This window comes from Metabacillus sp. GQ13, from assembly GCF_059758525.1.
In genome coordinates, this window is the sequence record NZ_JCAXET010000013.1 from 57,456 (window position 1) to 81,100 (window position 23,645).

The following is a 23,645-nucleotide window of genomic DNA, read 5'->3' on the forward strand; positions in this document are numbered from 1 at the left end:
TTCACAAATTCATTAGTCCTTTGTAAAAGATCTACTTTTTTCAATTTTCATGAATGGTTGAACTTTTTCGATATTTACTTGGGGTTTGCCCCTCATATTCTTTAAAGAGTTTAATAAAATACTTTGCGGTACTATAGCCTACATTTTCAGCAATTTCACCCACAGAAAGATTAGAAACAATTAATAAATTCTTCGCTTTTTGCAACCGGCTCCTAGTGACATATTCACTAAAGTTCATCTTTGCTTGTTCTTTAAATAAAACGCTAAAATAACTTGGGTTTAAATGCACATAATTTGCTACTTCCTTCAAGGTTAGTGGCTTATCTATGTTTGCATCAACATAGTTTATCGCCATTTGAATAGGTGAATCCTCAACACGATCATCTACTTTCACATCTACCAATATATCGTCAACAATTTTGTGGATCTTTCCTTGACGCTCCTTCTTTTCTTGAACCACAATCGCTTGTTCCACTGCCTCTATTAATTTCTCTTTGCCAATTGGTTTTAGTAGATAATCTAACACGCCTAGTTGGATTGCCTCTTGTGCATAGTTGAATTCCGAATAAGCAGAAATAATAATAACAACTGGATATTGTTGCTGGATTTTCAACATTTTCAACATTTCTATCCCACTTATTTCAGGCATTGATATATCTGTTATTAAAATATCTATCTTTCTTTCACTTAATATTTTAATCGCAGCTGCAGCACTGTCTTCACTAATAACCTCATAACTCCCATCTGACCAACCCTCTAAAGTTTTCTTTAAGCCTTGTCTTGTTTTAGGCTCATCGTCAACAATTAGAATCACTTTGTTCATCATTAGACCATCCCCCATTAATTGGTATCTCAAAAGTAAAACAAGTCCCTTTGTTTATTTCACTCTGAATGTCTATATTATTCATCTCATCACTTTTATAATAGAGTTGTAAGCGTTTATGAACATTAGCAATCGCCATCCCATTTCCTTTCATAGAGGAAACCTTTCCTGTTTCAATTAAACTCCTAATTTTCGCGATCTTATCTTTGTCCATCCCAGGTCCATTATCTTTTACTGATATAACTAAGTTATTTTTAAATTTCGAAGCCTCTACGATAACCTTTACATAACCCTGACCTATTTTATTTCCGACTCCGTGTAAAATAGCATTTTCAACGATTGGTTGAATGAGTAGTTTTGGAATTTTAATCTGTTCGAATTTAGCAGGTAATTCCACACTCCATGAGAAACGTTCACCAAACCTCATTTTCATTAGCTGCATATACAATTCAACATGCTCAATTTCTTGTTTCATTGCCATCCATTCATTCTGATTTTTGTTGCTAATCGTATAGCGGAATAGCTCTGACATAGCAATAACAGATTCCGCTAGTTCATCTTCTCCTTTTTCATCGAGTGACCAATAAAGTGCATCCAATGTATTAAATAAAAAGTGAGGATTGATTTGTGCCTGCAATGCTTTTAATTCTGCCTGACTCTTTACAATTTCTTTTTCATATACCACTTGAATTAAATGATTGGTGTTTTCAACCAATTCATTATAGGTTCGATTTAATTCATTTATTTCAATTGTTGACGAGATTTCAGGATTTAATGTTAACTCCCCATCACTTGCTCTTTTCATTGTTTTTGTCAATTTTAAGATCGGGTTCGTGATCATTGTAGTAAGTAAAAATGATGAAATAACGAATATAAGAAACCCAAATGCTCCTGATAGGATAATAGCACCTCTTAAAACAGATATACCTTCCATCAATACATTAACTGGGGTTAAGATGTTCAAAGTCCAACCTGTTATTTCAGATTCTTGTTTTATTAACATGTAATCGTTTTCATCTAATGTCAATAATGCCCCATCCTCAGAGATAACCCGATCTATATCACCTTGATAATTTGATGTGATTTGTTTATTACTTTTGTCCAGTAATAACATATAATTATCATCTTGGCTTGATTCCGTGAATTGGAAATAATTTTTGTTAATTTGTACGACTAAATATCCACCATTTGAAAACCAACGATCCATTAAACTAATCCTTCTGATTGCAAGGAAAAACTCCGGCTCCTTTGGATCTTGTCCAATCCATACCAACTTTCCCCCTGCTTTATCAGCTTCATCTATCCATTTTGAATGGACACGGCTGATCAATCCCTCATCGTCTAATGGGACGAGTTTTCGGTATTTTGCAGAAAAAATCTCAAATGAATTTATTCCGTTTGAATACGCTTGATACCTGTTACCAATCTTTGATAACCTTTGTCTCTCCGTAAAATCGGCTAATTTCCCTTGTATTTCGGTTAATAAAACTTGTTGAACATACGAATCTGTTGAGATTTGCTTTGTTAGCATATCAATTTGTTGATATAAGGACTCCATACGTCCATTCGCTTCAATCGCTGTTTGTTGAATTTGTTTTTCTGCATTATTTTTCAATAAGCCTGAGACAATGTTATATGTCATTACCCCAACAAAACAAAGGACAATAATCATCACACTCAAAAATATCAGCAAAATTTGATTACGTAGTGTATTATATTTACCTAACATTACTATCATATAAAAACTCCTTTGGAGAAAAATCCAAGAAGGGCACAAGCACCCTATTCAGCTCCGACAAGCATTGACCCTCAAGAATAAAAAATGTTCTTTACCTTCTATTCCTAGGTGACTTATGACCTAGGAGGAAGATTTTGAATTTCCCCACTCTCTAGACATTCTCATTTTTCAAAGACGAACTATTGGAGCTAGACATCATACTACTGACAAAACAAATATAAATTTAGATACTATGACAGAACAACACATGTCAATTATGAAAATGTCGGTCATATTAGAACGAAGCTGATACACCAAAATATCTATCCATCCACAAACTAGTAGTAGGATAATAGTTATAGAACCTCTTTTCTTTATCATACAATATTAAACGCTATCATAGTTAATTAAATAGAAAAAACGATTAAAAAAAGGGGCTGTCCTATTAGTGGCCCCCCCCTCAAATGTAATAATCAAAAATGCTGATAAATCAGGGTTTTGAAATATTAAAAGGGGTATCCAAAAGTCGAAAATACGACTATCTGGACAGCCCCCTTAAAATTCAAAATTTTTAAAGTTGTTTTTTGATTAACATTTTATAATATTTATCATACAAGTAATCAACTATTCTTTTTTTTAGCTAAAAAAAGTGATATCTAGAGATATCAAAGAGCCTATTCTTTAAGTGATTTTTGATCAACGTTAAACTCAATTAAATTCAAATCAGGATCCATACAAAAAATCTGTGCGAAACCACTATCACTATTTGGTTTTTCTTTTAGTTTAATTTTAAGTCCTTTGAGATGATTTAATGTTTCATAATAACTCTTTACTCGAATCGCAAAGTGTCCCTCTTTTGAATTTATTTCATTATCACTTCGTAATGTCGCTGATTTTTCGTGTACGATTAAGTGAAGTTGTTGGTTTCCCACACGATACCAAGCACCTGGAAAGTCAAAATCAGGACGTTTTAACTCCTCGAATCCCAACATTGTTCCGTAAAAATGCTTTGCCTTTTGTAAATTGGTAACAGAGAGGCTAATATGGTGTAAACTTTCTAATTCAATCATATTTGAGGACTCCTTCCAATGTTTGAATTCTTTGATAAACACTATGTTATTTATTCTATCAAAACTCTAAATCGTTGCCTATTATTTATATTCATTCTCTAAAAGGGTAAATGAAATTGATTTTTCCCCATAGCATTTTACATTATGCCTAATACCAAGTATGTTTTTTACTGTAGCATATTGAAAAAGGACTGCCTAAAATAAAGGTCTGGACCCGATAATCCCTAATTTAATAGAACTATTCCTAAGAAAGTCATTCAATTAAATTTGCAATTTATTGGGTATAGACCTATATTAGACAGTCTGTTATTTCAGTGTTATAGAGTCTCTACACTATCTTTTTCTGGGAAATTTTCTTTGTTTTCTTCAAGCCATAAAATACTTGTTACACCTCGAGGGTAATATTTACTTCCAGTAATTTCCCCAGAAATAATTTGATCACTCCAACTCCATACAGATAATGTCGGGTGAGTTAGCCATTTTACATGAGCCTCATCAGATTTTGCTCCTTTTTCATCCCAGCGTACATGAAGAATTTGTCGAGCAATAAATTGCGATAAGTAAATCTTACTTAACCATGAATTATTACTTGTAGAGGAAATTTTCCAACCACCGTCTTCAAAAAGACATACTCCATCTACTAAAACAACTTCCAGGTGTTTTTTCAACACTTGTACATATGTTCCAAAACGACCTTCCGGATCTAGTGCTTCTTTACAATTGGTGAAATAAGGGAAAAGTAGGCCTTCAATTGCAGGAATAATTTTGGAGTCATTTCCTTCGCCAACAACAGCGGGAATATAGCCATCGGGTGTTACAAAACCTACGATACTTCCAGCACACTTATCTGCTTGCTCTCCTGCCAGCTGTGCACTATCTACCATACCATTTTCGTTTAGAACTTTTTCCAGAGCGACGTAGGCTGCCCATGATTTACCTGCTAAGTAAATATTATTTCTAGCTTGACCAAGAGATACATCAAGACTATCATAAGTTGTTATTTCTGCCCCGCCCATAACTCGAGAAGAATCCAAGCTCATAATTCCGTTTCTTTTTTCAGGCTCTGGATGGTCTCGGTTTACCATACTCGTTAAGCATTGTACAAATATATCTAAATTTTCTTCTAACCACTTTTCATCACCTGATTGTTGCACATACACTGATGCAGTTAACACCCAATTAACAAGTTGTTCAGAAGTCATATGAGAAAAACATCCATCAATACCATACATTTCATATGAAGAATAATGTGGACGAGAAATAGTGTTAGCTACACCCATATCATGAGTAAAACTAATACCACCAGGATATTCTTTGTCATCATTTTGAAAACGTACCCGGTCATAATAACTAAATTCATTGACGAACATATCCAATTCATTTTTTACTGTCCAGGGATTCATTTTTAATTCAAAAAAAAGTTGATCCACGGTTAAATCGAACGTATTCATCATTCGATATTCACCTTCATTAACTACCCAAAAAGGTTCACCTGCGACATCAAGCAACTGTGTACATCCATAATAACTACGAATTGAATGAGCCATCATAAACTTTTGATCCTCAGATAGGTGCTCCACATTTAGTAGTTCATTAGATTTAAGCGCACGTTGCTTTAATAATTCAAAGTTATCCAACGTAAAACGTGAAACATCCTCGATATTCTTAAAATAATTTGTATAGTAATAAGTTGAATCTAAACCTGCTGTGACAAAGCCAGCACGGAAAAAGCTTATCGCAAATTGATACGTTTTCTTTTGTCCTGCAGGAACGTCCATAACCATAGCACCCAATGGGCCTAAACCAAAGGTCCAATTTTCTTCAAGTTCTGTGGTTAAAATATTTTCTAAGCTAAAGTGAAGAGCCGATTTAACTTCTATGTCTGAAGAAGTTAATGCTGTAAGTCTTCCCTGACCTACACCTGATAGACTTTCGCAAGTATCATCAAGTCGTCTCATTGAACTATAAACATCACTACCTTCATATCCGAAAAAGGCACGACGTGTTTTTGTTCCTTTTATATTATCTATGGTAACTTCTGCTAGTACGGCAGGGACTAAGGCTAACATCATTTCTCTATCTGTAGCAGTCCCTGGTTCTGGGATAGACGATGCTTGAGAATAGATCGTGAATGTTAGATCCCCGGCTTTCCATGTATCAGTACCAAGTTTAAATTCTCGTTCAACGTGTCTTTTATCATAAGGAAAGATGATTTTTTGTTTATTTTGATCTGGGTCAGGATTTTCAATATCATAACGTTTACTTTCATCCTCACCTAAATCAAAAAAAGGTAAAGCATCATATACCCCTTCTTTTTCTGAAGATTCCACCCCTACATAGACACTTTTTTTGGGTGAACGACCTAGTTCTAAGTCTAGTCCTCCACCACTTCCAGGAAAACCTAGTGTAAAACTTGAAAATGATCCAATTGGAGAATGATGTGCATTAAAAAATTGATTTTTCGTCATTTTATAATACTCCTTTGAATTTATTAACCTTTTACAGATCCAGCCGCAATACCGTCTACAATACGATTACTTAATAGAAGAAAGGCAATCAAAATCGGAACAATACTAATCATTAAGGTAGCTCCTATTGCACCCCAATCGGTCAAATATTGTCCAACAAAGTTATTAACACCAACAGTTAATGTCTTCCACTTATCAGAGCTTATAAATGTGTTAACAAACACAAATTCATTCCAGTTATAAATCATATTAATGATTGCAGTAGTTGCGATTACTGGTGTTGTCATTGGAAGAGTAATTCGGAAAAAAATCCGATGAATAGAACAACCATCCATAACAGCAGCCTCTTCAATTTCACGAGGAAGTGCCTGATAAAACCCTGATAAGATCATAATTGTTAATGGTAAATTAAATGCAGTATAAGATAAAATAATTGATAGTGGATTGTCAATTAAATTCAAATTATTATAAAAACTAAATAATGGAATTAATGTTGAATGCAAAGGGATCATTATACCCACCATAAACAATCCAAGCACAAGCTTACTAAACTTCCAATACAATCTAGTAATTGCAAATGTTACAAAGCTTGCTAAGATAATAGTTAAAAATACAGCTACAATCGTGATCCACACACTATTAATAAAATAGAGGCCAATATCTCCCTGTGTCCAAACTTTTACGTAATTTCCCCATTGAGGATCTTTTGGTAAAGCGAACGGGGACATACCAAAGACTTCTTGATTTGTTTTCAATGAGAAAAAGAATAACCAAACCAATGGGTAAATCTGAAAAATTGCGATTATAGCTAAGACTAGGTATAATACACCAAATCCAATACGTTTCCCAAAAGAATTATTCGTTTTGGGTGATGTGATCTGGGTATTTTTTGTTTGCTTTCCTGCTGCAACCTCACTCACCTTTTTCACTCCCCTTTTTAAAATTGTCCTGCGTCTTTTGATTGAGTTAGTTTACTGATAAGCCACGTCATGACTAGACAAATTACTAGCAATGCAAATCCAACCGCACTTCCGTAGCCAAAATCATACGTTTTAAATGCTTCTTTATACATATAAGATGCGATAACCTCACTTGCACCATTAGGTCCTCCGCCTGTCAAAACAAAGATTAAGTCAAAATACTTTAATGAACCAACAATAGCCAAAACAATCGTAACTTTAAATACAGCTGAGATCAGAGGTAACTTTATTTTATAAGCAATTTGAAATGGGCTAGCACCATCAATTTTAGCAGCCTCGATAATTTCCTCTGGAACATTTTTTAAGGCAGCATAATAAATAATGATGTAGAAACCGGCGTATTGCCATATGATCGGAATAAAAATAGCAAATAATACAATGTCAGGATCAGCCAACCACAATGGTGTTTCTTTCATACCTAATGTAGTAAGTAAGCTATTAAGCATACCATTTGCTGGGTCAAAAATTTTCGACCAAAGCTGTGCAATTGCAACAGACGATAATAACATTGGAATGAGATATATTTTCCTGAATAGATCTGCTCCCTTTATATTACTAGCTAGGACCATTGAGATAATTAAATAACCAATTAAACTAATAGTAGAGAATATTGCTAATAAAAACGAATGGTAGGTACTATCCCAAAACATTTTATCTTTCATTAAATTTATATAGTTTTCAAGTCCAATAAACTTCATCTGTCCAATTCCATCCCAGTCCATCAAACCATAATAACCAGTTAAAATAATAGGAATATAGATTAAGACTAAAATTAGAAGTAATGCAGGAAGTACGTAAAGAGCAATGACAAGTTTGTTTGACATTACATTTTTCATCTTCTAAGCTCCTCTCCTCTATGATGAATACGTTGACTCAAAAAGGTCTGACCCCCTCTACAATCACCAATTCATTGAACCCTTTTTTAAGTAAAGATTCTATTTAGTGAGATTAGGGGTCTGACCCTTGATTACTTTGAGTCATTCACTATTTTTCAAAAAAATATTATGATTTATTCTTCACTAGCAAGTGCTTCCTCTTGCTTTTTAGCGAATTCTTCCGGTGTAACTTGATCACCGAACAATGCCTGAATCATGTCTAAATGAACTTCTGCAACATTAGGACTCATTTGAACATCAGCATATAATGTAAGATTAGTTGCATTACCTAAATCATTAAGAATGTCGATGTACATTTGATCAAGATCTGTATTAGATGTATCTACAACTGTTGCTGGAATAACACCTGCATCTGTAACGGAACGTTTACCCCATTCTGTAACTAAGTAAGACACAAATTCTTTTGCTTCTTCTTTAACTTCAGATTTTTCTGATACAAATAGACCAACACCAGGTCCACCTACAAAACTATCAATGTCACCTTTTCCGCCGTCATAGGTAGGGAACTTAAAGTAACCAACTTTATCTTTGAAAGCTTGATCTACATCAGGACTCGTTGTATAGTTTGGTAATTCCCAAGTTGCCATTAAGTACATAGCCGCTTGTTCATTCATGAAATAACCTTTTGCTTCATCGTTTGATAAGCCGTTAAATCCTTTTTCAAATGCTCCCATTTTTACTAGCTTTTTAATTTCATCAGCTGCTTTAATTAGACTTGGGTCTTCAAAACTACCAGTACGGTTGATCGCATTTGTTAATGTTTCTGGACCACCGATTCGATCAGCAAGGTACATATACCACATAGAACCAGTCCAACGATCTTTATTACCAACTGTAATAGGAGTAATCCCTTTATCTACGAGTGTTTCAACAACAGTTAAAAATTCATCATATGTTTTTGGTACTTCTAAATTATTCTTCTCAAAGATTTCTTTATTGTAATAAACAGGTGTAATATTTAATTCAAGTGGCAATCCATAAGTTTTACCATCCAATGCATATGCTTCTGTAGTACCTGATACAAATGAATCTTTGAAATCACTTTCGATTACATCATCAAGTGGTGCAAACATATTCCCATCAACGAAAGGTTGTAGGTAACCAGCTGCCCAAGTAATACCAACGTCTGGTAGCTCATTTGAAGCGGAAAGAACTTTTACTTTATCTTTGTATTGTTCATTTCCTAATATTTCTGTTTCAATTTTTATATCTGGGTTTTCTTTTTCATACTTTTTAATAATGTCATCAACAATTGTGTACTGTGCTTTTGAACTACCTTCAGGCCATAAATGCATAAATTCAATAACCTTCTTTTCACCCTTTGAATCTCCCGAATCACTTCCACCATCAGAATTTGATGACGACGAACACCCTGCCAAAACCAGCATCGCCATTAATGCCAATGACACTAACGATGTAATCGCTTTCTTACTAAACAAATAAAAAACCCCCTCAGTCATATTCTTTAGTTTTTGTTTACATTTAAATTCTATCACCGACAATAACTTGATAATAGGTCACTATGATTAGGAAAAATACTACTATTTTTAGAAAGCCCTTTCATTTTCTGTTTCATCATTTGTTTAACTCTATAATTTACCACTAATAAAAAAAGGCAGAGTTTTCTTCCACTGAGTTTCCAAACTGCTACACTAATTTTTAGATTGCTCATCTTCAGTACTCAAGTTAAATTTCTTTCCTTCCAATGTATGAAATTTTGCTTTTTGATTTAAACTAATAAACAGGAGGTTGATGATGAAACATATTTATGTGTTACTTATAAAATTCGTTACATGTTTGATAGCCTTTGGAATTGGTCTTGATTTATTCTTTGATGCGACCATCATTGATATTCTTTCTTTTAGTTTCTTTGTTACACTCGCTTCCTACCTTCTTGGTGAGTTAGTCATCCTACCTCAGCTTGGTAAAAGAGCAGCAGCAATTTCAGATTTTTTGTTAGTATACTTGAGTGTATGGATATTCGGGACAATTCTTTTAGATAGTTACCTTCAAATAGCATGGGGAAGTATAATTTCTGCTACAATCATTACGGCTGCAGAGGTTTTTGTTCACTTATTCTTGCAGGATCGTGTAAATGCTGATCAATCAATCGAAACTAGATATTCAGGAATAAATCCCTCTCTTGCTTTTGGAACTGAATTTGCCGAGGAAGAAGATATCCATGCAATTAGTAAAACGAATATGGAAAAGAAGAATGAACCTTAATGAGCAACTAGATTTGCTGAATTTTATTATTTTCATAATCAGAAAAAACCAACCCCTTATGTTAAGGAGGTTGGTTCGTCTATTTTTTTCGTTTTACATGACTTGGTTCCTGACTCTTAAATTCCGAAACAAGATGATGCTTAAAATAGAACATAAAATACCACATAACCCGATAAATACAAACCCTGCCTGAAAACCGCGAGTTAATCCAACTTCTGCTCCATATAATGTACTAAACCAATTCTTGAAAAACTCGATTATGGCTCCGATCAGGAAATTCCCGATTACTGTTGAAATCCCCATTACTGTTACAGTGAATGATATCGCTGTATCGATACCATTCGAATAGCGTTTCGCTAATAAAGCCATAACTGTAGGATAAATAGGAGCTACCCCTAATCCAGCCAGTGCGAATAACCATACAGCTGATGATCCAATTATGGTTCCAAGGATTGTCGAAATCCCAGATATAGCTGCGAAAATGATAATTGATTTCATAAAACCAATTTTATCCGTAATGATCCCTAGTAATAATCTCCCTAACATAAAACATAAAAAAAACACCGATAGCATTATTGAAGATGAAGTTGCGCTCCAATGGTAGGCTTTCTCTAAGAAATTAACAAGCCAGCCAGCTATAGACAATTCAACAATAACTCCTAATGACAGAATGCTAATAATAAACCATGCAACAGGATCCTTTACAAATACTTTCAAAGGGATCCTCTCCGCCATCGTTACTTCATTCTTTGGAAACTTACTAAAAATTGTCGGTATCATAGGAATGAGGCATAGCGAAAGAACGAATATATACATCCCCCGCCAACCTAACTCAGGGCCAAAGAGATGCAATCCCATTAAGCCTGTTGCCAACATCGGTGCAATTGTTGAACTAAGACCATAGAAGAAATGTGATAAATTCATCATAAAACCTGTATTTCTAGTGAAAATTCTTGCCGTTAGAATTGCCAATGCAATTTCGAGCATTCCATTTCCGATATACATAAAGAAATAAGAAAGAGAAAATGTGAAATAATGGTTAGAAAGATAAATAAGCACGCCAGAAACAGTCATGGATCCAAAAGCAAGTAAACTAGCTAATTTTATTCCATACCTAGCTGATAATAAGCCAGTAAAACTACAAGCTAATAAAAAGCCTAATGAATTAAATGCTAGAAGAGTTCCAATTTGAAGCTCGTCAATCCCAAAGTCTGCTTGAATACGTGGTATAGCTGGTCCTTTAATATTTTCTGAGAATCCGAAAACCAGATAACCAATAAAGATAACTAGGTAGGGAAGTAATACGGATTTTTTTTGAGTTTGTTTTTGAATCTGAGTTATAGCATCCATTGAAAAACCTTTCTTAGATCATTTATTTTTTGATGAGTAAATTCTTTGCCCTAAAGGTAATTAAACATGACTGTTTTGCAAGGTTTGTTGTTTCGTTCAAGGAATGACAAAACAGTTCAAGCTTATCATCGTGCTTTTCCGCTTAGGTACTCCTCTACTTTCTTTTGAAATAGCTTCTAGTTTAAATAGAACTAGCCAAAAGTCGATTTCTCCTGTATTAAAGAACATATTTTTAGAAAAGAGACTAAAGCAATGTTTTCCTTCGTCAATTAATATGTATAAATTTAGTATACTATGATTATAGTTTTAGATCATTTTATATTTTTTGGATATTTTGATTAGGAGAGTATTTTCCTTAATTAGGAGAATGGATTTAGGTGATTGGTGAGTATTTCACCTGATTTGGAGATGAATTTAGATATTAATTTTGCGGGGACAGACCCCATTCTTTAAAAAGAATGGGGTCTGTCCCCGCTACTCTCTACTTTAAAACTGCTGATCTATTATCGATAAATTGTGGGAGCCAGTCTCCGTGTGCTTTAATTAGCTCGTCACACATTGAGATGATGTCATCTATTGAAAGTTCTGCACTTGTATGTGGATCTAACATTGCAGCTTGGTAGACATGCTCACGTTTTCTAGTCATTGCTGCCTCAATTGTTAGTAATTGGGTATTAATATTTGTTCTGTTCAGTGCTGCTAATTGCTCTGGCAAGTCACCGATATATGTTGGCATAATCCCACTACGATCAACAACACATGGTACTTCGACAACTGCCTTCTCTGGAAGATTGCTGATTAAGCGACCTTTATTTAAAACATTCCCTCCAAATTTGAACGGTATATTTGTTTCCATTGCTTCTATTATTCTTGATCCATATTCATGTGACCGAGTATGTGTAAGTTTAGTATTATTCACCATTTCTTCGCGCATAGATTCCCATTTTTCAATTTGATTTACACATCGACGTGGGTATTCATCTAGCGGAATATTAAAACGGTCAATCAGTTCTGGATACTTTCTCTTGATAAAATACGGATGGTATTCTGCATTATGTTCTGATGACTCGGTGATATAATAACCGAATTTATCCATTAACTCATAGCGCACCATGTCTTCATGATTTGTCTTTTGTTTTTCCTTGGCACGCCTTTTTATCTCTGGATAGAGATCCTTGCCATCACGTTTAACCTCAAGTAGCCAAGCCATATGATTAATACCAGCAATTTTCTCCTCAATACCTTCATGATCCATTTCTAAGTCCCTAAAAAGATGCTCTGTACAAATTTGAACACTATGGCATAATCCGATTGTTTTAACGTTCGTATATCGCAACATAGCACCCGTCAAGCTAGCCATTGGATTGGTATAATTTAAGAAAAGCGCATCAGGACATACCTCTTCAATATCCTTTGCAAAATCTAGCATAACCGGAATCGTCCGAAGCGAACGAAAAATCCCGCCAATACCTGTTGTGTCAGCAATTGTTTGTTGTAATCCATACTTCTTAGGAATCTCGAAATCTATAACTGTACTTGGCTTGTAGCCCCCTACCTGAATCGCATTAATAACATATTTCGCTCCTCTTAAAGCCTCTTTTCGATTCGAATACGCCTTAATCAAAACGTTACTTTTCGAGTTATTTTTTAAGTTATTTAACATATTCTCTGAATCTTTCAATCTTTGCTCATCGATATCAAATAGCGCAAATTCAAACCCTGCTAATGCAGGAACAGTCATGCAATCTCCTAGCACATTTTTTGCAAAAACTGTACTTCCAGCTCCGATAAATGTAATTTTTGACATAATTGATCTTCCTTTCATTTTTAAGAGAGTCATTTATTTATAAGAACATTGATTTAATTGCCTTTACCTAAGAATTAACCTTTAACAGAACCTGATGAGAGGCCTGCGATAAAGTACTTTTGTAAGAGGAGGAATAAAATCACCATAGGCATCATTGCTAATAGGGCTGCCGCCGCTACTAAGTTTAAGTTACTTTGATTCGATCCAAAAAAACCTGCTAACGAGACTGTTAACGTATGCATACTTTTGTCTTGTAAAAAGAAAATAGCAAATTGATAATCGTTCCAAATGAAGACACAAGCGATAATAAGAATCGAAGCAGTCACCGGTTTTAATAACGGGAACACAATTCGAAAAAATGTTACTAACGTACTAGCCCCATCAATTTTAGCCGCTTCCTCTAGCTCCTTTGGAATCGTTGACCGTATGAAGCCTGCATACAAAAAGATTGTCAGTGGCATATATGCTGCGACATTATTTAATATAGCCACTTCATACGTATTCAACATTCCCACACTAACAACTAGTTTATATAATGGTACCAATGCTGTTAATGGTGGAATAATCATGATCGAAATAAATAGAAAGTAAAAGAACTTATTTAATTTCGTTTGACGACGTGCCATAGGATAGGCTGCCATTGCCCCAAAGAATATTAACAATAGCGCTGCAAATATTGTAATAACAAAGGTGTTGAAAAACGATGAACCAAGGTTTGCTTGTTCCCATGCATCAGTAAAATTTTGTAAGCTTACTTCCTTAGGAAAAACCCACTTGGAACTAAAATCACCTTTTGCTTTTAATGAAGTTGTCACTAAAATATAAAAGGGAATAATATGTAGAAGCAAAACGATTATTGACAAACCTGTTAAAAACGATTTGTTTTTCTTTTTCATTCTGTCCATTATGCTTCTACCTCCTTGCGTTTGAAATAAACAAGCGCCATTAAGCTAAAGATTAAGATAATGACTGCCATGAAAACGCCCTGAGTTGCGGCATAACCTGCATCTTGTCTTAAAAAGTATAGGTCATACATAAATGTCGACATTGATTGAGATGCATTTCCTGGTCCACCACCAGTTAGCGCAACTATCACATCGAATAACTTCAAACCACCAATAATATTTAACACCACATTAATCGTGATCGATGGCATTAATAAAGGAATGGTAATTTTCTTAAACTGTTGAAAACCAGTTGCTCCATCAATTTGGGCTGCCTCATAATAATCTTTTGAAATGCTTTGTAGTCCAGCTAAATAGATGATCATAGCTATTCCAACAAATTGATAGGTATTAACAAACACGATAATCCAAGTATTTAATTCAGGATTGGCTAAAGCATTCACTTTTTCTAATCCGAAGAACTGCAAAGCGTCGTTAAGTGCTCCTCCCTGAAACGAAAAGAAGAAATACCATATATACCCCATTACTAATGGACTAATAATAACTGGAAGATAAATGACTGTACGAGTAATCGCCTTCATTCTTATACTTTGATTTAATAGTAACGCATATAATAACCCTAGAAGGTTTTGTAAAAGTGTACTACCAATTCCATATAATAAGGTATTTTTGACAACAAGAAATGTCGTTGGATCTGTAAATAGTCTTTTATATTGATCCAAACCTACCCAATCATACTCTTGGGAAAATCCATTCCAATTTGTAAAGGAAAGCTGGATCCCATTAAAAAATGGATACAAGATAAATAGAAATACGATAACAAAGCTTGGAAGATACATCCACCATAGAGAAGATTGCCCCTTACTCTTACGGGTTTTGTTTTTTATGGTCGTTGAGTATTGTTTTTTTGTTGCAATGTCATTCATTCTTCCAACTCCTTCATTTAGACGGTAAGAACAAGTAGAATGCAAACCAAAATGGTTGCCCCCTTCTTGCAATCTCCGCCTTTTTAACGAAGCTATTGATTTCTTAATCGCTTATATTCCTCTTCCATTTTCTTTGATAATTGTTCAGGAGTAATCGTACCTGCTAATAGTTCTTGTCCTGTATTTGCCATTACATCCCACATTCCGCTTGGTAAATAGACTCGGTCAAAATACGGCTCAACAGCTATGTCTTCATACTCCTTATAGTATTCAGAGAAATAATTCTCTGCATCGACAGTTGTTAATGCATCTGGGGCTGATGTTCCTTTCGCCATAACTTCAATATTTTCAGGCTGGGACATGAATTCGATAAAGCTTTTTGCTTCTTCTGGGTATTTTGTATCTTTCCAAAGGGCAAGTGTATGACGTTCGCCACCGATCCAGCTTTGTGTGTCACCTTCATGAATGGCAGGAACAGGCATTGTCCCAACCTTTACCTCTGGATTCAATTCAGTTGCATCAGGACCAAGTGAGCCTGCAACAAAAGTAAAAGCAATTTTATTTTGGGCAATTAATTCTGTTGCTTGCTGTAATTTTGCTGTTAATACGTCCTCATTAAGTAACCCCTTTTCCTGGATTTCAATCATTTTCTCAGCTAGGAAGGTGTACTTAGTCCAATCAAATGATCCATCAGTTAATTGATCTCCATAACTGTTTTCTTCGTCTGTAATTAATAAAGGTGTGGCTAATTCATCAAAAATTTGAGCAATTGTCCAATTCTCTCCACCTGGGATCCATAATGGTGTGACTTCACCATTACTCTTTTCTTTTACTGTTTCTAAGGCAACAATGAATTCATCGAGTGTTTTCGGAGGCTCAACTCCATATTCTTCAAGTACTTGTACGTTATAACTAATCCCATCCTTTGCTTGGTTAATAGGAAATGCATATACTTTTCCATCTTCATCCTTAAGGATTTGATCTAAAGCTGGGTCAAGATTTTGGACCCAGTCCATATCCTTTTGATCTGCTACATATTCACCATACCGAAGCTGTGACCAGCCATGTGTATCAAACAAATCAGGCATATCATTCGCTGCCATTTTTACACGTAGCATATCCTCATACCCTGAACCAGGTAAATTTAGATCGATATTGATATCAGGATTTTCCTCTTCGAATTTTGCAACTACACTATCAATCGCCTTTTTTTCTCCTTCATTTGACATCGATAAGAAGACAGATAATGTTACCTTTCCATCGGTTGATGCCTTTTCAGAGGATCCTTCGCTAGCTCTGGAACAACCTGCAGTGATCATTGCAAAAGCTAAAATAAAGATAAATAAACTCATTAACTTTTTCATTTTTATCCCCCTTATCTACTAAGAACGAACAACCATTGGAAGTATAAAGCGTTATTTTTGCATAGAGTGTAACCTTATCGTATAATTTGTTTCTAGAAATTCCCGACAAAGGGAAAATAGAGAAAGAGATTAAGAAGTGATGGTCCTGTTATTTATAAGCTCAATTCTGCCAAATTGTCTTAAGGAGAACCTTCGACTTTTTGATCTCTTTTCACTTGCAAGCACCCCCTGATGATTACAAAACAGACATGATTCAGTACGACCTTCTACTATTCTCATGAATACCTTTAGTAAAAACCACCTCCTTTAGGTATTCTCTTTTCTAAAAAATTTGTTTTTATAGTATATAGGTAGAACTTGAGACTTCTAAAAAATGACAATGTAAATAAGAGAAAAAAACCGAAGACAAGCTATTCACTTTTTTGGTTTGTTCGAAACACAACAAGCTTAACGAAACTGATTAGTTATATTACGTTTAATCAATTATTCTCGGTGCTGCTCCTGAACTTTCTCGTATTATAAGTTTTGTCGGTACTGTAATTTTCAATGGAATTTTTCTACCAGCAATTCGATCTAGAAGCAACTGTACACTTGATCGACCCATTTGCTCGGTGTAAACTCTAACAGATGTCAACGGAGTACTAGCATATTTGGCCATTTGAACGTCATTGAAGCTAACAATTGCAATGTCATCAGGAACCTTTAGATTCGCCTCTTGTAAAGCACGCATCGCACCAATGGACATCGAATCACTTGCAATAAAAAACGCATTCGGAAGATCTCCCTTGTTAATTGCTTCCTTCATTAATTGATATCCTTGAGCCATCGTGTACTCCCCAACGAAGACATGGTCTTCTTTTAATAGATCCTCTGTGAGCATCCTCTCTATAAATGTAGTATGTCGCTTATCCTCGATAACTCGCTTTGTACTATACTCACGTTCCTTACCTCCTATGTAACCAATTTTTTTGTAACCAAGACATAATAAATGATCTAAGGCACTATTGGTTGCCTTCCGAAAATCTGATACGACCGAATCATACATACTCTCATCAGGGGAATGATTCACAAACACAACATTATCTGAACAACTCTTAACGTGATCTACTAAACTGAGACTCATCACACCAATGACGATCAAACCATCAATATCATCAAGTGAATGCTCTTGTGTATCATCCGTTAAGCGAATAACCTTGTTTGAAAAGATACCACGATATAAACATTCTCTCTCTACCCCTTGTCTGATCGTTGTGAAATAAGGATCATCTACCCCGTCAACTACCTCCTCTAAAGTGTGACTTAATAAAATCCCTACTCTAGGGCTTTTTGCATTTGTAAGTTTATAATTTCGCTTTCTAACGGTTGTGTACCCCAATTCCTTTGAAACTTCTAAAATTCTTTTTCTCGTTTCAGTTGTTACAGAAATGGTAGGATCATTATTTAATACTCTTGATACAGTCGAGCTTGATACGTTTGCAAATTCTGCTATTTCTTTGATTGTCGCCATCTCATACCTCACAACATGAAATACCCAAAAGTAAAAACGCTAGGTTATTCACTAAATATTTACTTCACTAAGTAAATCCTAACAAATTATTAAAACGCTTTCAATACCCTTTCTTAAGAAAAACACCATTAAAATTCGACATTAAACTTATAATTCATTAAAAAATAGTAAATTTATCAATGAAATAAATTATCATTAAGTAAAGTTTACTAAATTTATCAGATTCTCTACCCTTCTTCATTTTATTCTTCTGTAAAATTTCACTAAATCCTGAGTAACTCAATAAAACCTTTTCAAGTATTATTAAACTCCTTTCCCATTTTCGCGTTACATTTACATTGATTATCTCCACCCATTACTATTTAAATCTAAATTAATACTAATAGTAAGTTGGAAGTTGGAATTTATTAGGTGTACAATTATTGGGATTAGTTATCTTGTGCAGTTGGGGGTTCCTAATAACATCTTTGATTCAACTTTGGATTCCAGTCCGTTCAACTGAAGAAGAAGATATAGCCCTAGACATTAGCTACCATGGTATACTAGCTGCTTATCAAGAACATGAGTTTATCAAGTACCAGGATCACTATAGTAACCATAATGAAGATGATGATTATAAATAACGGCCATTTTTTGATTCTTATTATCCAGCTACTATAGAAACAAATATTTAAATTAAAAACCTAAATAATGGAAAACCCTCCAAACCACTTTTGGAGGGTTAGTCTTTGTTTAGTAATTTAGACCTAATATTATCAAATTCAGTTTTAAAAATTCTCTTGTTCTTTCATTCGGATTTTTTCATAGATAGTCTTTTTATCCTATTACTTTTTAAGGTATAATGAATCATCCAGTAAAATAGTAGGTGATGGTACCCAAAATGACTTTACGAAAAAAAGTTTTATTAACATCTATTGGCATTATTAGTTTATTTTTACTATTAAATGTTTTAATTGTAGGGAAAATCGTTACAAAGATACATACTACCTATGAACATGATCAAGTCACAAATCAAATACAACAAACAAAAAACATATTTGAAAGCGAAATTAAAGGACTAGATCAACTAAATTTTGACTATGCAGCTTGGGATGATACATTATCATTTGTGACTAATAAGAATGAAAACTATATTAACTCTAATCTTACAAAAGAAACATTAATCCAAAACGATATTGATTTAATGTTGTTCTTTGATGAAAATAGTGAATTAATTTATGGATGTATGATAGATTCTGATGGAAATCTAATTAAGTCACTCCCTCCCTTTCATTGGTTAGAAACCAATCAACTGTCATCCCTTTTAACTCCTAATCAAAAAGTAAACGGAATGGTCCAGTCTAACGAAGAAATTCTTTTGCTCTCAGCACGCCCTATATTAACTAGTCAGTATGAAGGGCCTTCAAGAGGTACACTTTTGTTTGGAAGAGTACTAGATGATGAATTAATCAATAGGATTGGGGATAAAATTGGTTTTGATTTAAAAATCATTCCTAGCTTACCTAACATGGAGGGATCTGTAGTATCCTCCTCAAATCAAGAGGATCTTTATATTCAAGTAATAAATGATAAAACTATCTCAGGATTTAGTTCATTAGTCAATTTAGCTGGAGAAACAATAGGTTATATTGAGGTTATGAGTGAACGTACCATATACAATAACGCTCAAAAGTTCATACGTATTAATCTCTTTTCACTTTTAATTTTATTGGTTATCGTGAGTGCGGTTTTATTTTTCACCTTTGATCGAATCTTTGTATCTCGGATTATCAAACTTAAGCAAAGTGTTGATAACATACGCACGACAAATGATTTAAGTCACCGTGTTGGTGTTGATAGTAGAGACGAGATAGGTGAATTAGCTTTACAAATGAACGAAATGCTCCATGTACTTGAAGCGTATAACAATAAATGGAAACAACAGGCAAACTATGATTCATTAACAAAGCTTCCTAATCGAATGTATATTACTAATTTACTAGATGAAATGACTTCAAAATCTAGAGATGAACATTCTTTATTTGCAGTTCTCTTCATAGACTTAGATGGTTTCAAATTTGTAAATGATACGTATGGACACGACATTGGTGACATTCTCTTAAAAATAGTTGCAAAGAGGATAAATAGAATCACAAGAGAAGAAGATACTGTTTCTCGTTTAAGTGGGGATGAATTTCTTATCGTTACAGGTAATCTAACCAATGGGTCACAATCAATTGATCTAGCTAAAAGAGTAATCGACACATTAACGGAACCAATCTCAATTCAAACTTTTACAATAGTTATATCCGCTAGCATTGGAATATCTCACTTTCCTAACCATGGCACTGATCAACCTTCACTCATTAAATGTGCAGATGAAGCCATGTATATTGCAAAGAGAAGTGGAAAAAACAACTTTCATTTATGGACTAAATAACAAACCGAGAAAGTCAATCTTCATTTAACACTTAAATAGAGGATACCCTTTTTAAAATCATCTTAACCTTGATGGATGATTTTATGTTCATCAGCTAGCAGAAAACTAAAAGACGGTATTGCCAACTAGGCAATACCGTCTTTTATAATTTTATAAAGCCATTAAACTGCAAAGTATAACAATGACAGTTATATAGAATAAGACCAATGGATCAAACCTGTTTTATTGATGAACTAAATGTGTGCTACCGCTTAAATTGACTAGTGAATAATCCATGATAAAAGCCTCTTTTTATTAGTAAGTCCTGATGTGTACCAATTTGTTCAATTAATTCCCCCTCTTTCATAAACTAATATACGATTTGCGCTTTCTCGGTGGGCAATAACAAAGCTTGTTTTCCCTTTTGTTAGATTGCTAATCCCCTTTTGAATTTCAACTTCTGTTCTGGTATCTATATTAGAAGTTGCTTCATCAAGAATTAGTATATCAGAATCCGCTAAAATCGCTCTTGCTATCGGTAACAAAAACACCGCCGCCTAATCCAATAATCACAGCGACGAACATATATATCCCCATTTGAATGACATAAAGGTTGTCATCATTTGCATGATCAACGGCGATAGAACGACGAAAAGCTTGTTGTACTTAAGTATAACTCAATAGTTTTTTCACAGAATTCATTTAAAATACCCCTAGCAAGTTAACTACTATTTTCTCATGAACTGACTTTAACATAATAAACATCCAATAATCGTATTGATAAATATTATTCAATATAGGTGGAGGTTGTATTAATCATCATGTTACAATTAATAGGCGATAGAATCGGTTTTCTCAAGGGTGTCGGCACACTCCTCAAAGAGGGGGTGATGCCGTTTGACGATTTTTGAATCATTGATGTTTGCAGTTGCGTTTGCTAGTCTAATCGTAGCGATTTTGACATTTGATTCAAAAAAATAATCCACCCTTGAGTTAGTGGCTCAGGTGGATTATTGTCTTCTACCATATTGGCCGACTCCTTAACAGGAACCAACTATTGCAGGACCGTTGGTGTAACAGCACCAGCGGTCTTTTTTAGTATCTACATTTCTCTTATCTTTATTATACATAATATTGTTCAAAAAAGGCAATGATGACAATTAATATCTGTAGATGGATTTATCGATTTCATTCTACATATACCCTTTTGATCTTCCCAATCTTACTTTCATTCTGCTTTCATCATCTTCCATTTTTTAATTCCTATATAACATAACCAACCTAATGGCCCAAACATAAGCGTTAGAATTAGTAGGACTGATTGGATTGGAAGTCGAACATATCGATGTTCCATATTATCTTTATATAAATAATGCCCGACCAACTGGTCAAAGCAGAGAATATGAATCCACACCAATAAAGCAAAACCGGGATCAGCTAACAATTGAATGACCCCTAACTCAGAACCGAAATTCCCAATAAAACCGATGCCATATATCCAAATGGCCGCAATGATCCCAATAGTATAAAGAATCGCTAAATAAATTGGGATGATTTTTATCTCTACAAGGAAACGAGTAACTCTCCAAGTGGGTAACAGAATCATCATCAGCCAAAAAAAGATTGCGATACCCGATAGTGAAAATAACAAGGGATACACTTATTTCCCCTCCTTCTCTAATGAAATTTGATTCGTTTGCTTAATTGTTTTGGGTCTACCTTTTATAAAATTCCTAAAGCCGACCAGTACTGTCCCAAGCCAAAATAGCAACAAAATAACAATTATGATCGGTAACAAAGTGGGTTCAAAGACCGTACGACCCATAGCAGTCTGAATACTCATTAAGATAAGAGAAAGTAACCAGGCAAGACTCCCATAATGGATTAATGAAAGATTAGATTTGTTTAATAAGGTAACCCTATCCAATATCCATGCAGGAAAAATAAGGGCTTGTAGTGAATGAAAGCCCATACCGTGTAATGCAATTAGATTTCCCGCATCCCCAGTAAAACGCCCTTGAAGCAATATCATCCAAACTCCAGCTAGATTTGCAATGAGGACTGAAAGAAATGCATAACGAATTCCGATTATTAATATTGGACGAACTAGAGGTTTTTTCATTCGAAAAAAATGGATCATCAGGACTAAGGATAGTACAACGAGTAACATTGAATCAATCGCAAATAAGATCCCTGCTACAATATCTAAAATGGTTCCTTCATCAGAAAATCTAGGATTTAAACCTCGGAAATTCTGAATGGTTTCAACAGAATAAGCATATAAAACTGCCACAATAAATAACCATCTGATCTGTCTCCTTTTTCTAACTCCAAAGTTTGCAAGCGGGAGAATCGCTGCTATAGAAAGAGTAAATATGCCAATTGCTGCATTAAATGAAAAAGCATCTGCTATATTTCCATGAGGTAAAATAACTGAACCCTGAAAATAGATAAAAATAGCTATGCAAAAGGCAAGCACAAATCCAACCATACCTGTAATAACTAGTACTCTTTCTCCTTCAAATAACCCTGTCGATCGTTTTTCAACACTTATTAGATCTGTTTCTTTACGATTTGGCATCTTCTAACACCTTCCTATAAAGAATAATTTATTTATCAATAAATAAATATACTACGAAAATAAGAAAGTAGAACATCTACCTTCCTTACTCTATTTGCATTTCATTCTTTTCTTCACAAATTTGAGGTAATTCTAACACTTCAGAAACTGCAATAAGTAATCCTGTAGCAATAAATTTGCTTGCTACATCCCCAGGATTAGGTAGTTCTGCTCGATCAAACTTCAATGTTAATGATTCGTACATTTTCAAATACAATTGACGTACATGTTCACGAATCCCAGTATCTGAGATAGCATATGCTTGCATAACCATCAACACCTCATCGCGATGAGTTTCTATAATGGAAGTAAATCCATGACCCATCGTTTCAATTAGTTTTTCGACTGGTGCTTCAATCATAGAAAAAGTATCATAGATACGATTATATGCTCTATCAATCACAACCTTATATAGGTCTTCCTTATTTATGAAAAAATGGAAAACATAAGGTTGTGTCACCCCTGCCTCCTTTGCGACCATTGCAGTAGTTGCTTTATAATAACCTCTCTCGGCAAAGACACGTAAAGCACTTTGAATAATTAATTCTTTTTTATCACCTTTAACAACCATATAATTCATTCATC

19 protein-coding genes and 1 pseudogene are annotated in these 23,645 nt (G+C 34.5%); 3 read left to right on the forward strand and 17 right to left on the reverse strand.

Annotation, left to right across the window (positions count from 1 at the left end; genetic code table 11):
* Positions 1 to 40 precede the first annotated feature (40 nt).
* The 7 genes from AC6CHR_RS16545 to AC6CHR_RS16575 all read right to left on the reverse strand — a co-directional run bounded on the left by AC6CHR_RS16545 (position 41) and on the right by AC6CHR_RS16575 (position 9,393).
* On the reverse strand, positions 41 to 826 hold the full coding sequence (locus AC6CHR_RS16545) for a response regulator transcription factor (RefSeq protein WP_498250104.1): 786 nt from the start codon (positions 824 to 826) through the stop codon (positions 41 to 43).
* Entirely contained in the window at positions 798 to 2,561 is a 1,764-nt protein-coding gene (locus AC6CHR_RS16550) for a cache domain-containing sensor histidine kinase (protein WP_498250105.1), read from the reverse strand. Before AC6CHR_RS16550 ends, AC6CHR_RS16545 begins: the two co-directional genes overlap by 29 nt.
* 653 nt (positions 2,562 to 3,214) lie before the next feature.
* Positions 3,215 to 3,610: a VOC family protein gene (locus AC6CHR_RS16555; protein ID WP_498250106.1), complete on the reverse strand. Its 396-nt coding sequence runs from the start codon at positions 3,608 to 3,610 to the stop codon at positions 3,215 to 3,217.
* A gap of 317 nt (positions 3,611 to 3,927) precedes the next feature.
* Positions 3,928 to 6,078 carry a glycoside hydrolase family 52 protein gene (locus AC6CHR_RS16560; protein ID WP_498250107.1) on the reverse strand — a complete coding sequence of 717 codons (2,151 nt, stop codon included), beginning with the start codon at positions 6,076 to 6,078 and terminating at the stop codon, positions 3,928 to 3,930.
* 23 nt (positions 6,079 to 6,101) lie between these two features.
* Positions 6,102 to 6,956, reverse strand: coding sequence for a carbohydrate ABC transporter permease (locus tag AC6CHR_RS16565; RefSeq protein WP_498250225.1), 855 nt, complete (start codon positions 6,954 to 6,956; stop codon positions 6,102 to 6,104).
* Between the two features lie 59 nt (positions 6,957 to 7,015).
* Positions 7,016 to 7,894 carry a carbohydrate ABC transporter permease gene (locus tag AC6CHR_RS16570; protein ID WP_498250108.1) on the reverse strand — a complete coding sequence of 293 codons (879 nt, stop codon included), beginning with the start codon at positions 7,892 to 7,894 and terminating at the stop codon, positions 7,016 to 7,018.
* 173 nt (positions 7,895 to 8,067) lie between these two features.
* Positions 8,068 to 9,393, reverse strand: coding sequence for an extracellular solute-binding protein (locus tag AC6CHR_RS16575; protein WP_498250109.1), 1,326 nt, complete (start codon positions 9,391 to 9,393; stop codon positions 8,068 to 8,070).
* 316 nt (positions 9,394 to 9,709) lie between these two features.
* Here AC6CHR_RS16575 and AC6CHR_RS16580 point away from each other — a divergent pair, with 316 nt between their 5' ends.
* On the forward strand, positions 9,710 to 10,180 hold the full coding sequence (locus AC6CHR_RS16580) for a YndM family protein (RefSeq protein ID WP_498250110.1): 471 nt from the start codon (positions 9,710 to 9,712) through the stop codon (positions 10,178 to 10,180).
* 93 nt (positions 10,181 to 10,273) lie between these two features.
* Here AC6CHR_RS16580 and AC6CHR_RS16585 read toward each other — a convergent pair whose 3' ends face one another.
* From AC6CHR_RS16585 to AC6CHR_RS16610, 6 genes are all read right to left on the reverse strand, one after another.
* Complete coding sequence (locus tag AC6CHR_RS16585) at positions 10,274 to 11,530, reverse strand: MFS transporter (protein ID WP_498250111.1); 1,257 nt, start codon at positions 11,528 to 11,530, stop codon at positions 10,274 to 10,276.
* 481 nt (positions 11,531 to 12,011) lie between these two features.
* Complete coding sequence (locus AC6CHR_RS16590; protein WP_498250112.1) at positions 12,012 to 13,337, reverse strand: alpha-glucosidase/alpha-galactosidase; 1,326 nt, start codon at positions 13,335 to 13,337, stop codon at positions 12,012 to 12,014.
* Between the two features lie 74 nt (positions 13,338 to 13,411).
* Entirely contained in the window at positions 13,412 to 14,242 is an 831-nt protein-coding gene (locus AC6CHR_RS16595; protein ID WP_498250113.1) for a carbohydrate ABC transporter permease, read from the reverse strand.
* Positions 14,242 to 15,168: a carbohydrate ABC transporter permease gene (locus tag AC6CHR_RS16600; protein WP_498250114.1), complete on the reverse strand. Its 927-nt coding sequence runs from the start codon at positions 15,166 to 15,168 to the stop codon at positions 14,242 to 14,244. Before AC6CHR_RS16600 ends, AC6CHR_RS16595 begins: the two co-directional genes overlap by 1 nt.
* 92 nt (positions 15,169 to 15,260) lie before the next feature.
* Positions 15,261 to 16,532 carry an ABC transporter substrate-binding protein gene (locus AC6CHR_RS16605; protein WP_498250115.1) on the reverse strand — a complete coding sequence of 424 codons (1,272 nt, stop codon included), beginning with the start codon at positions 16,530 to 16,532 and terminating at the stop codon, positions 15,261 to 15,263.
* Positions 16,533 to 17,007: 475 nt separating this feature from the next.
* Entirely contained in the window at positions 17,008 to 18,042 is a 1,035-nt protein-coding gene (locus tag AC6CHR_RS16610; protein WP_498250116.1) for a LacI family DNA-binding transcriptional regulator, read from the reverse strand.
* Between the two features lie 467 nt (positions 18,043 to 18,509).
* Between AC6CHR_RS16610 and AC6CHR_RS16615 the strand changes: the two genes are divergently transcribed.
* Together AC6CHR_RS16615 and AC6CHR_RS16620 are read left to right on the forward strand one after the other, a co-directional pair.
* Positions 18,510 to 18,665 carry a hypothetical protein gene (locus AC6CHR_RS16615; RefSeq protein WP_498250117.1) on the forward strand — a complete coding sequence of 52 codons (156 nt, stop codon included), beginning with the start codon at positions 18,510 to 18,512 and terminating at the stop codon, positions 18,663 to 18,665.
* 257 nt (positions 18,666 to 18,922) lie between these two features.
* Positions 18,923 to 20,461, forward strand: coding sequence for a sensor domain-containing diguanylate cyclase (locus tag AC6CHR_RS16620; protein WP_498250118.1), 1,539 nt, complete (start codon positions 18,923 to 18,925; stop codon positions 20,459 to 20,461).
* Between the two features lie 244 nt (positions 20,462 to 20,705).
* On the opposite strand, the pseudogene AC6CHR_RS16625 reads toward AC6CHR_RS16620, so the two are convergent.
* The 4 genes and pseudogenes from AC6CHR_RS16625 to AC6CHR_RS16640 form a co-directional block, all read right to left on the reverse strand.
* Positions 20,706 to 20,985 (reverse strand): annotated as a pseudogene (locus AC6CHR_RS16625) (multidrug ABC transporter ATP-binding protein); the annotation flags it as partial.
* Between the two features lie 683 nt (positions 20,986 to 21,668).
* Complete coding sequence (locus AC6CHR_RS16630) at positions 21,669 to 22,100, reverse strand: ABA4-like family protein (protein ID WP_498250119.1); 432 nt, start codon at positions 22,098 to 22,100, stop codon at positions 21,669 to 21,671.
* Complete coding sequence (locus AC6CHR_RS16635) at positions 22,101 to 23,021, reverse strand: hypothetical protein (RefSeq protein ID WP_498250120.1); 921 nt, start codon at positions 23,019 to 23,021, stop codon at positions 22,101 to 22,103.
* Positions 23,022 to 23,106: 85 nt separating this feature from the next.
* Complete coding sequence (locus tag AC6CHR_RS16640; RefSeq protein WP_498250121.1) at positions 23,107 to 23,631, reverse strand: TetR/AcrR family transcriptional regulator; 525 nt, start codon at positions 23,629 to 23,631, stop codon at positions 23,107 to 23,109.
* Positions 23,632 to 23,645: the final 14 nt, after the last annotated feature.

Bases quoted from the DNA above. Each gene is read 5' to 3' on its own strand.
- AC6CHR_RS16545 (WP_498250104.1), bottom strand. From the start codon at position 826: ATGATGAACAAAGTGATTCTAATTGTTGACGATGAGCCTAAAACAAGA.
- AC6CHR_RS16550 (WP_498250105.1), bottom strand. From the start codon at position 2,561: ATGATAGTAATGTTAGGTAAATATAATACACTACGTAATCAAATTTTG.
- AC6CHR_RS16555 (WP_498250106.1), bottom strand. From the start codon at position 3,610: ATGATTGAATTAGAAAGTTTACACCATATTAGCCTCTCTGTTACCAAT.
- AC6CHR_RS16560 (WP_498250107.1), bottom strand. From the start codon at position 6,078: ATGACGAAAAATCAATTTTTTAATGCACATCATTCTCCAATTGGATCA.
- AC6CHR_RS16570 (WP_498250108.1), bottom strand. From the start codon at position 7,894: ATGAAAAATGTAATGTCAAACAAACTTGTCATTGCTCTTTACGTACTT.
- AC6CHR_RS16580 (WP_498250110.1), top strand. From the start codon at position 9,710: ATGAAACATATTTATGTGTTACTTATAAAATTCGTTACATGTTTGATA.
- AC6CHR_RS16585 (WP_498250111.1), bottom strand. From the start codon at position 11,530: ATGGATGCTATAACTCAGATTCAAAAACAAACTCAAAAAAAATCCGTA.
- AC6CHR_RS16590 (WP_498250112.1), bottom strand. From the start codon at position 13,337: ATGTCAAAAATTACATTTATCGGAGCTGGAAGTACAGTTTTTGCAAAA.
- AC6CHR_RS16595 (WP_498250113.1), bottom strand. From the start codon at position 14,242: ATGGACAGAATGAAAAAGAAAAACAAATCGTTTTTAACAGGTTTGTCA.
- AC6CHR_RS16600 (WP_498250114.1), bottom strand. From the start codon at position 15,168: ATGAATGACATTGCAACAAAAAAACAATACTCAACGACCATAAAAAAC.
- AC6CHR_RS16605 (WP_498250115.1), bottom strand. From the start codon at position 16,532: ATGAAAAAGTTAATGAGTTTATTTATCTTTATTTTAGCTTTTGCAATG.
- AC6CHR_RS16610 (WP_498250116.1), bottom strand. From the start codon at position 18,042: ATGGCGACAATCAAAGAAATAGCAGAATTTGCAAACGTATCAAGCTCG.
- AC6CHR_RS16620 (WP_498250118.1), top strand. From the start codon at position 18,923: ATGACTTTACGAAAAAAAGTTTTATTAACATCTATTGGCATTATTAGT.
- AC6CHR_RS16635 (WP_498250120.1), bottom strand. From the start codon at position 23,021: ATGCCAAATCGTAAAGAAACAGATCTAATAAGTGTTGAAAAACGATCG.
- AC6CHR_RS16640 (WP_498250121.1), bottom strand. From the start codon at position 23,631: ATGGTTGTTAAAGGTGATAAAAAAGAATTAATTATTCAAAGTGCTTTA.